The sequence below is a fragment of the Stenotrophomonas sp. PS02298 genome, from assembly GCF_029959445.1.
Lineage (GTDB): Bacteria > Pseudomonadota > Gammaproteobacteria > Xanthomonadales > Xanthomonadaceae > Stenotrophomonas.
This window is the reverse complement of the sequence record NZ_JASCOR010000042.1, coordinates 20,436-30,025: the sequence shown is the minus strand read 5'-3', so window position 1 is coordinate 30,025 and position 9,590 is coordinate 20,436. Positions and strand designations below refer to the sequence as shown.

The window sequence follows — 9,590 nt, the reverse complement described above, 5'->3', positions numbered from 1 at the left end:
GGCATGAGCCGCGAAGCTGGCTGCAATCAAACGCTGACCATGCCTGCAATCTGATCGACCGCGAGCTTCGCGGCTCATGCCGCGCCTACAAGGTCGGGGGGTCTCCGGGAAAGCCTCTGCCGAGCATGGCTCGGCACTACGGCTGCATGGGCACCATGCTGTGTGGGAGCGGTGTCAGCCGCGAAGCTGGCGACAATGAAACGGTGGCCCTGCCTGCAATCTGATCGACTACCTGCTTCGCGGCTGACGCCGCTCCTGCAAGATCGGCAGGTTATCCGGGAAGGCCCCTGCCGAACGTGGCTCGGCACTACACGGCTGTTCTTCTGCTGTTTTCCGGGCAAAAGAAAAGCGGGCACCAGGCCCGCTTTTCTTCTCAGCGATACAACACCGCAGCCTTATTCGGCCGGGGTGCCCTCGCCTTCTTCAACGGCCTTCATCGACAGGCGGATACGGCCCTGCTTGTCGACTTCCAGCACCTTGACCTTGACCACATCGCCTTCCTTCAGCACGTCGCCGACCTTCTCGACGCGGTCGCTGGAGATCTGCGACACGTGGACCAGACCGTCCTTGCCCGGCAGGATGGTGACGAATGCACCGAAGTCCATGATCTTGGCGACCTTGCCTTCGTAGATGCGGCCCGGCTCGACGTCCGAGGTGATCTGCTCGATGCGGGCCTTGGCGGCCTGGGCAGCAGCGTTGTTCACCGAAGCGATGGTGATGGTGCCATCGTCCTGGATGTCGATCTGGGTGCCGGTTTCCTTGGTGATGGCCTGGATGGTGGAACCACCCTTGCCGATCACTTCGCGGATCTTGTCCGGGTGGATCTTGATGGTCAGCAGACGCGGCGCGTAGTCCGACAGCTCGGCACGCGGGGTGGTCAGGCCGTGGGCCATTTCACCCAGGATGTGCAGACGGCCAGCCTTGGCCTGCTGCAGTGCCTGCTTCATGATCTCTTCGGTAATACCTTCGATCTTGATATCCATCTGCAGGGCGGAGATGCCCTCGGCGGTACCAGCGACCTTGAAGTCCATGTCACCCAGGTGATCTTCGTCACCCAGGATGTCGGACAGGACGACGAAACGCTCGCCTTCCTTGACCAGACCCATGGCGATACCCGCAACCGGCGACTTGACCGGCACGCCGGCGTCCATCAGGGCCAGCGAGGAACCGCAGACCGAAGCCATCGACGAGGAGCCGTTGGATTCAGTGATTTCCGACACCACGCGAATGGTGTACGGGAAGGCTTCCAGCGACGGCATCACAGCCAGCACACCGCGCTTGGCCAGACGGCCGTGGCCGATTTCACGACGCTTCGGCGCACCGAAACGACCGCACTCACCGACCGAGTAGGGCGGGAAGTTGTAATGGAACAGGAAGTTTTCCTTGTATTCACCGGCAACGGCGTCGATCACCTGGCCATCACGGGCGGTGCCCAGGGTGATGGTCACGATGGCCTGCGTTTCACCGCGGGTGAACAGCGAGGAACCGTGGGTACGCGGCAGCACGCCGGTCTTCACGGCGATCGGGCGGACGGTGTCCAGCGCACGGCCGTCGATGCGGACCTTGGTGTCCAGCACCGAGTTACGCATGGTGCTGTATTCCAGCTCGCCGAATTCCTTCGACAGCTCGGCCGAGTTCCAACCTTCAGCGGCAACGCGGCCAGCCAGGGTCTCAACCACGTCCTTCTTGATCGCCGAGATGGCGTCACGACGCTGCAGCTTGTCACGCACCTGGAAGGCTTCGCCGAGCTTGCCGCCGACGGCTTCCTGCAGGGCGCTGATCAGCGCGGTGTTCTTGGCCGGGGCAACCCAGTCGCTCGGCTTGGTACCGGCTTCAACGGTCAGTTCGTTGATCGCGTTGATGACCTTCTGCATTTCGCGGTGACCGAAGGTCACGGCGCCCAGCATCACGTCTTCGGACAGCAGTGCGGCTTCGGATTCCACCATCAGCACGGCGTTGGCGGTACCAGCGACCACCAGCTCCAGCTGCGATTCCTTCAGCTCCGACACGGTCGGGTTGAGGATGTACTGGCCGTCCTTGTAACCGACCTTGGCAGCGCCGATCGGGCCCTTGAACGGGGTGCCGGCCAGCGACAGTGCGGCCGAAGCACCGATCAGGGCGGCGATGTCGCCGTCCACTTCCGGGTTCAGCGACATCACCGTGGCGATGATCTGCACTTCGTTCTTGTAGTCTTCCGGGAACAGCGGACGGATCGGGCGATCGATCAGGCGCGAAATCAGCGTCTCTTTTTCGGTCGCACGGCCTTCACGCTTGAAGAAGCCACCCGGGATACGGCCACCGGCGTAGAACTTCTCCTGGTAATCGACGGTCAGCGGGAAGAAGTCCTGGCCTTCGCGCGCGCTCTTGGCGGCGACGGCAGTGACCAGCAACACGGTGTCGTCCATCTTGACGATGACTGCGCCGCCGGCCTGACGGGCGATTTCGCCGGTTTCAAGCGTGACGGTGTGTTTGCCGTACTGGAAGGTTTTGGTGATTTTTGCCACGGGGGATCCTTGAAATGCTTTCTTCGATTGGTCCGTTGCCAACCCATGCCGGCAACGGCTGGCCGGGCGGTTCCGGCCGGTCTACGACGATTTTGAAGCTCTAAAAACAAAACCGCGGCGCATCGCTGCGCCGCGGCGGGTATCGATTAGCGGCGCAGGCCGAGCTTTTCGATCAATGCTTTATAGCGTGCGACATCCTTGTTCTTCAGGTAGTCGAGCAGGCTACGGCGGCGATTGACCATCTGCAGCAGGCCACGGCGGCTGTGGTGATCCTTCTTGTGTTCCTTGAAGTGGCCGGTCAGCAGTTCAATGCGAGCGGTCAGCAGGGCGACCTGGACTTCCGGGGAACCGGTATCAGCAGCGCCGCGCTTGTTTTCTTCAATGACTTTCTGGGTGTCGATCGACATGGTTTTTCTCTTCAGATGCGGGGCCAGCAGGAACGTCTCAAGACGCACCGCACAGCTCGCCGATTAATAGGCTGCCCACCGAGGCGGGCAGTTGCCCTTTCTAGGGCCGCAAAATTGTAACGGTCACAACCATCCGGGACAAGGCAGAAATGACTTGAAAGGCACTGCCCGCTCCCGCCCGTTCAGAGATTGAAGCGCCGCTGCGGGCCAAGTCGCCCGCCCTCCTCGACCTGACCCAGCCCCAGCGGCTGACCGCCTTCGCCGTAAACCACCACCAGGCCAACCGGCCAGGCCGGATTGCGCAGGCGCTGGCCGACGCAGAAGCGCGCAGCCTGGGCGGCATCCAGCTCGACCCGGGCAAACTGGCTCAGGCCCTGTTCGATCGGCAGCAACCAGTCCCGCAGCGCGGCTTCGTCGCCGGATTCAGCGACTGCGCGCAGTGCATCCAGGCCGATCATCTTCGGCGCCATGAACGGTTCCACCCACAGCCGGCGCAACGCGGTGACATGCGCGCCACAGCCCAGCAATTCGCCCAGGTCACGGGCAATGCTGCGGATATAGGTGCCAGAACCGCAGGTCACGCGCAGCGACAGGCACTCACCTTCACGGGCCAGCATTTCAATCGCCTGCACTTGCACCTCGCGCTCGGGGGCTTCGATAGCCTCACCACGACGCGCCTTGGCATACAGCGGCTCGCCACCCTGCTTCAACGCCGAATAGATCGGCGCCCGCTGCAGGATGGTGCCAGTCAGGCTGGCCAAGGCCACCTGCAACTGCGCATCACTGAATTCAGGCACCGGTCGCTCGCGCAGCACCGCGCCATCGGCATCATCGGTATCGGTGGTGCTGCCCAGCCGGATTTCGGCGTCATAGGCCTTGGCCGAGCCAAGCAACAAGCCGGCGATCTTGGTCGCCTCGCCAAAACACAGCGGCAGAAGACCGGTGGCCAGCGGATCAAGGCTACCGGTATGACCGCCCTTCTCGGCACGGAAAAGACGACGTGCAACCTGCAGCGCGGTGTTGGAGCTCATGCCTGCCGGCTTGTCGAGCAGAACGATGCCATTCAGGCGGCGGAATTGGATTCTGGGACGCATGCAACACCATAGGCGGGCTGGCGCGCGATCAGCACGCCGAGCATAAAACGGGAAAGCCGCCTGCACCAACGCGCAGGCCAGACATGACAACAGCCCTTACGGGCTGCTGCGATTACTCTTTGTCGGTGCCCTTGTCGGCGTCGGACTCGGGTTCCGGCGGTGGCACCAGGTCGCGCAGCAGATTGTCGATGCGCTCACCACGATCGACCGAATCGTCGTAATGGAAATGCAGCTCTGGCACATGCCGCAACTTCATCGCCTTGGCCAGCGACATACGCAGCTCAACCGTCAGCTCGCGCAGGCCCTTCATCGCCTCATCCGCACGTTCCGGCATCAGCGCGGTCACGAAGATCTTGGCGTGGGCCATGTCACGGGTAACTTCCACGTCCGACACACTGACCGAAGGCAGGCCGAATTCACGCACGGCGGCATGCACCAGCGTGCCCAGATCACGGCGAATCTGCGCAGAAACACGGTCGGTACGATGGAAAGTCTTAGGCATCAGGCAAGTATCAGCAATAAAGGGTGAATTTCAATGAAACCGGAAAGGAACCGCGCGCTGCAACCGCGTTCAGGGCCACAACTCGCGATTCCCCGACCCGGCTGCTGGAGGTTCCGCTCGCCGGGACCCGCCTTGGCGAATCCCGACTCCCGGCACCTCGATCGCAGCCGTTACAGCGTGCGCGGCACTTCGATACGCTCGAAGCACTCGATCTGGTCGCCCGGCTTGACGTCGTTGTAAGCCTTCACGCCGATACCGCACTCGGTACCATTGCGAACTTCCTCGACGTTTTCCTTGAAGCGACGCAGCGATTCCAGCTCGCCCTCGAACACCACCACGCTGTCGCGCAGCACGCGGATCGGCTTGTTCCGCTTCACCACGCCTTCGATGATCATGCAGCCTGCAACCGCACCGAACTTGGAGCTGCGGAACACGTCGCGGACCTGCGCGATACCGATGATCTCTTCGCGGATTTCCACGCCGAGCAGACCGGATGCCACCTGCTTCACCTGGTCGATCACGTCATAGATGATCGAGAAGTAACGCAGGTCAACGCCGTTGGATTCAATGATGCGACGGGCCGAAGCATCCGCACGCACGTTGAAGCCGATGACGGTGGCCTTCGAAGCCACGGCCGAGTTGGCGTCGGACTCGGTGATGCCGCCCACGCCGGAGTGGATCACGTTGATGCGGATGTCGTCGTTGGACAGCGCAACCAGCGCCTGGCTCAGTGCCTGCACCGAACCCTGCACGTCGGCCTTGATCAGCAGGTTCAGCACCTGCTGGCCATCGCCCTTGCCCAGCTGCGACATGATGTCTTCCATGCGGCTGCCGGCGGTGGCGACCAGGCGCGACTCGCGGCGCTTGGTTTCACGCGTCTGCGCAACGTCCTTGGCCAGACGCTCGTCTTCAACCACGACGAAGTCATCACCGGCTTCCGGCACACCCGACAGACCCAGCACCTGCACCGGAATCGACGGACCCGCTTCGGAGACCTGGGCGCCGGTTTCGTCGAACAGTGCACGCACGCGACCGTACTGGATACCGCACACCAGGTAGTCGCCCTTCTTCAGCAGACCCTGTTGCACCAGCACCGTCGCGATCGGGCCACGGCCCTTGTCCAGCGAGGATTCGATGACCACGCCGTTGGCGCGGCCGTCGGCCACGGCCTTCAGTTCCAGCACTTCGGCCTGCAGCGAAATCGCATCCAGCAGGTCATCGATGCCCTGGCCAGTCTTGGCCGAGATCTCCACCATCTGCACGTCACCGCCGAAGTCTTCGGCCACGACCTGCTCGGCAAGCAGTTCGTTCTTGACACGCATCGGGTCGGCGGACGACTTGTCGATCTTGTTGATCGCCACCACGATCGGCGCGTTTGCGGCGCGGGCGTGCTGGATGGCTTCCTTGGTCTGCGGCATCACGCCATCGTCGGCGGCGACAACCACCACCACGATGTCGGTCAGCTGCGCACCACGGGCACGCATCGAGGTGAACGCGGCGTGGCCAGGGGTATCGAGGAAGCTGATCACGCCCTTCGGCGTGGTCACATGGTAAGCACCAATGTGCTGGGTGATGCCACCGGCTTCGCCATTGGCAACCTTGGTGCGGCGCATGTAGTCCAGCAGCGAGGTCTTGCCGTGATCGACGTGGCCCATGATGGTCACGACCGGCGCACGCGGCACCGCCACGCGCTCATCAGCGCCAGTGATGGCCAGCAGTGCGTCTTCGGCATCGTTGGCGTTGGCGCGAACCACGTTGTGGCCGAGCTCTTCGACAACCAGTGCCGCAGTGTCATGGTCGATGGTCTGGGTGATGGTCGCCATCACGCCCATCTTGAACAGCGCCTTCACTACCTCGCCGCCCTTGAGCGCGAGCTTCTGCGCCAGATCGGCGACGGTGATGGTGTCGCCAACGGCGACTTCACGCACCACCGGTGCGGTCGGCCGTTCGAAGGCGTGGCTGCCGCCACCGCTACGTGCTGCTTCATTGCCACGGCGGCCCTGCGGTGCACGCGCACCCGGACGACCGCGCGAATTCGTATTGCTGCTGTTGCCACGACGGGCACGGTCAGACGCCGACAGGTGCAGCTGGCCACCGAAACGGTTGCCATCCCCACCTTCGTTGCGCTTGCCCGACTTTGCATTGGCATTGGCGCTGTTGCCACGCTCCTCGCGGGCAGGCGCACGGGCCGGTGCTGCAGCAGCCGGGCGTGCGGCGCGCGGCGCCGGCGCTTCGACTTCCGGTGCCGGCTTTGCAGCAGCAGCCTTGGCAGCCGCTTCAGCAGCGGCCTTCTCAGCCTCGATGCGCGCGGCTTCGGCTTCTTCGGCGGCCTTCTTGGCAGCGATGCTTTCGTCGCGGGCGCGATCCTTCTCGGCCAGCATGCGCTGTTCGTCGAGATTGCGCTGACGCGACTCTTCGAGCTTGCGCAGGATGTCCGCGCGCTCTTCGTCCGGCGTCATCGCAGGCTTGCCACCTTCCGGCTTGGTGTAGGTGCGCTTCTGGCGCACTTCCACATTGACGGTGGTCTTGCTGCGGCCAGCGTTGACAGTCACTTCCTGATGCTTGCGGCGGTTCAGGGTGATCTTCTTGGCTGCGGCCTCGGCGTCTTCGGCCGGCTGCTCTTCCTTGCCATGCGAACGGCGGAGGAAGCCCAGCAGCTTCACTTTCTCGGTACTGGTCACGACCTGGTCGGGACCGCTGAACTTCATCCCGGCCTGGGACAGCTGTTCAAGCAGTTTCTCGACCGGCGTGTTGACCAGTTCGGCGAGCTTGCGGATGGTGGTTTGCTGCGACATTCGGATCCTATGATCTTGTTTGCGCCCCCTCGTCACGAACGAAGGCAGCGCGGAGTCTACGCCCTGAGCGGCTCAGGGCACTGTTCATCGCTGGCTCATTCGCCGCGCTCCAGGCGGGCGATCTCCTCGGCGCGGGCTGCCAGGACCAACGCCGCGGCGCGCTCCAGATCCATGCCCTCGATGCCGAACTCCAGAACCTCGTCGGCAGCCAGATCCGACAGATCCTCACTTGTGCGCACGCCGTGGCCAGCCAGCGCGTACGCGGTCGCCTCATCCATGCCCTTCAGTGCCAGCAGATCTGCTGCCGGCACACCGCCGTCAGCACCCTCTTCCACCGCCAGCGCTTCATTGAGCAGCGCATCGCGGGCGCGGGCGCGGAGTTCTTCGACGATATCTTCGTCGAAGCCTTCCACTGCCAGCAACTCACCAACCGGCACGTAGGCAATTTCCTCCACCGTACCAAAACCTTCGGACACCAGGATGCCGGCGATTTCCTCGTCCACTTCCAGCTTGTCCATGAACAGCTGGCGGGCGACGCCCTGCTCGGCTTCCGACTTGGCGGTCACCTGGTCCTGGGTCATCACATTCAGCTGCCAACCGGTCAGGCGGCTGGCCAGACGCACGTTCTGGCCGCCCTTGCCGATTGCCTGGGCCAGACGGTCTTCCGCCACGGCCAGGTCCATCGAATGCTTTTCTTCGTCAACGATGATCGACTGGACTTCAGCCGGTGCCATCGCGTTGATGACGAAGTTGGCCGGGTTTTCATTCCACAGCACGATATCCACGCGCTCGCCATTGAGCTCGTTGGACACCGCCTGCACGCGCGAACCGCGCATGCCGATGCAGGCGCCGATCGGATCGGTGCGGCTGTCATGGGCCAGCACGGCGATCTTGGCGCGGTCGCCCGGGTCACGTGCACAGGCCTTGATCTCAACCAGGCCCTGGCCGACTTCCGGCACTTCCAGCTTGAACAGCTCGATCATGAATTCCGGCGCAGCGCGGCTGATGAACAGCTGCGGGCCACGCGGCTCCGAACGCACTTCAGCCAGGTAACCGCGCACGCGGTCGCCGGCACGCAGCACGTCACGCGGGATGCCCTTGTCCTTCGGAATGAAGGCTTCGGCATTGCCGCCCAGATCGACATAGATGTTGCCGCGCTCAGCGCGCTTGACCACACCGGTGACCAGTTCGCCAACGCGGTCCTTCCACGCATCCACCACCTGCTGGCGCTCGGCTTCGCGCACACGCTGGACGATGACCTGCTTGGCAGCCTGCGCTGCGATACGGCCGAAATCGGGGTTTTCAATCTGCTCTTCGATGTAGTCACCGACTTCGACGCCGTCGGCTTCGTCCACCGCATCCATCAAACGGATCTGGCGGTCCGGGGACTCCATCACGACGTCATCAGCGACCACTTCCCAGCGACGGAAAGTTTCGTAGGTGCCGTCCTTGTGGTTGATCGAAACGCGTGCCAGGACTTCTTCCTCGGCGTAACGCTTCTTCGCGGCAGAAGCCAGGGCGGCCTCGATCGCGTCAAAAATGACTTCACGCGGCACGCCCTTCTCGTTGGCGACTGCGTCAACTACCAGCAAAAGTTCCTTGCTCATCGGCTCACTCCGCGCGCGGCTTTTTGGCCGCCGTTTCGTTATTGGAATTATTCTTGGCCTTGCCCTGCTTGGGGGCCGGACCCGTCGGTTTGGTCGGTGCCAGGCCAAGCGCGGCCCAGTCCGGAATGATGCGTGCCTTGTCGATGTTGTCGAACGACGCCACGAACGGCTTGTTGTCGACCACAAACGTCACCGTGCCCTGCTCCAGGTCAACCGCGACGATTTCACCCTGCAGGCGACGGCGGTTTTCCTGCGGCAGCTTCAAGCCGACCTTGGCGGATTCACCAATGGCGCGCTCGAACTGCTCCAGCGAGAACAACGGACGGTCCACGCCCGGCGAAGACACTTCCAGCGTGTAATTGCCGCTGATCGGGTCCTCGACGTCCAGCTGCGCGGAAACCTCGCGGCTCACCCGCTCGCAGTCCTCGACATTGACCATGCGCTCAGGCTGCTCAGCCAGCGGCACGTCGATATACAGGCGCAACGTTGCGCCGCCCGGGGCCGGCAGATATTCGGCGCCAAGCAACTCGAGCCCCAACGCCTGCACGGTGGGGCCCAGCAGATTCGCGATTTCAGTAGCCTTGTCGCTCACAGCCAGCCTTGATTCGTAAGTTAGAGAACGGTTGTCACCCAACCGGGGTTTCTGATTTCCAGAAACAGCAAAGGGCCCACATGGGCCCT

At 63.1% G+C, this 9,590-nt stretch carries 8 protein-coding genes; 1 reads left to right on the top strand and 7 read right to left on the bottom strand.

Features of this window, described 5'->3' with window-relative positions; translation table 11 throughout:
* A partial coding sequence (locus tag QMX78_RS08595; RefSeq protein ID WP_282268442.1) for a hypothetical protein occupies positions 1-224 on the top strand: 224 nt, incomplete at its 5' end.
* 171 nt (positions 225-395) lie between these two features.
* Here QMX78_RS08595 and pnp read toward each other — a convergent pair.
* From pnp to rimP, 7 genes are all read right to left on the bottom strand, one after another.
* The gene (pnp, locus tag QMX78_RS08590) at positions 396-2,504 is read right to left on the bottom strand and encodes a polyribonucleotide nucleotidyltransferase (RefSeq protein ID WP_282268440.1); all 2,109 of its coding nucleotides are present in this window, start codon (positions 2,502-2,504) and stop codon (positions 396-398) included.
* Between the two features lie 146 nt (positions 2,505-2,650).
* The gene (gene rpsO / locus QMX78_RS08585) at positions 2,651-2,911 is read right to left on the bottom strand and encodes a 30S ribosomal protein S15 (RefSeq protein WP_057626688.1); all 261 of its coding nucleotides are present in this window, start codon (positions 2,909-2,911) and stop codon (positions 2,651-2,653) included.
* Between the two features lie 182 nt (positions 2,912-3,093).
* Positions 3,094-4,005, bottom strand: a complete 912-nt coding sequence (truB, locus tag QMX78_RS08580) for a tRNA pseudouridine(55) synthase TruB (RefSeq protein ID WP_282268429.1) — start codon at positions 4,003-4,005, stop codon at positions 3,094-3,096.
* Positions 4,006-4,117: 112 nt separating this feature from the next.
* Positions 4,118-4,507 carry a 30S ribosome-binding factor RbfA gene (gene rbfA / locus QMX78_RS08575; protein ID WP_282268427.1) on the bottom strand — a complete coding sequence of 130 codons (390 nt, stop codon included), beginning with the start codon at positions 4,505-4,507 and terminating at the stop codon, positions 4,118-4,120.
* Positions 4,508-4,677: 170 nt separating this feature from the next.
* Positions 4,678-7,302, bottom strand: coding sequence for a translation initiation factor IF-2 (infB, locus tag QMX78_RS08570; protein ID WP_282268426.1), 2,625 nt, complete (start codon positions 7,300-7,302; stop codon positions 4,678-4,680).
* Positions 7,303-7,397: 95 nt separating this feature from the next.
* Positions 7,398-8,909: a transcription termination factor NusA gene (nusA, locus tag QMX78_RS08565; RefSeq protein ID WP_282268424.1), complete on the bottom strand. Its 1,512-nt coding sequence runs from the start codon at positions 8,907-8,909 to the stop codon at positions 7,398-7,400.
* 4 nt (positions 8,910-8,913) lie between these two features.
* Positions 8,914-9,501, bottom strand: coding sequence for a ribosome maturation factor RimP (gene rimP / locus QMX78_RS08560; protein WP_282268422.1), 588 nt, complete (start codon positions 9,499-9,501; stop codon positions 8,914-8,916).
* Positions 9,502-9,590: the final 89 nt, after the last annotated feature.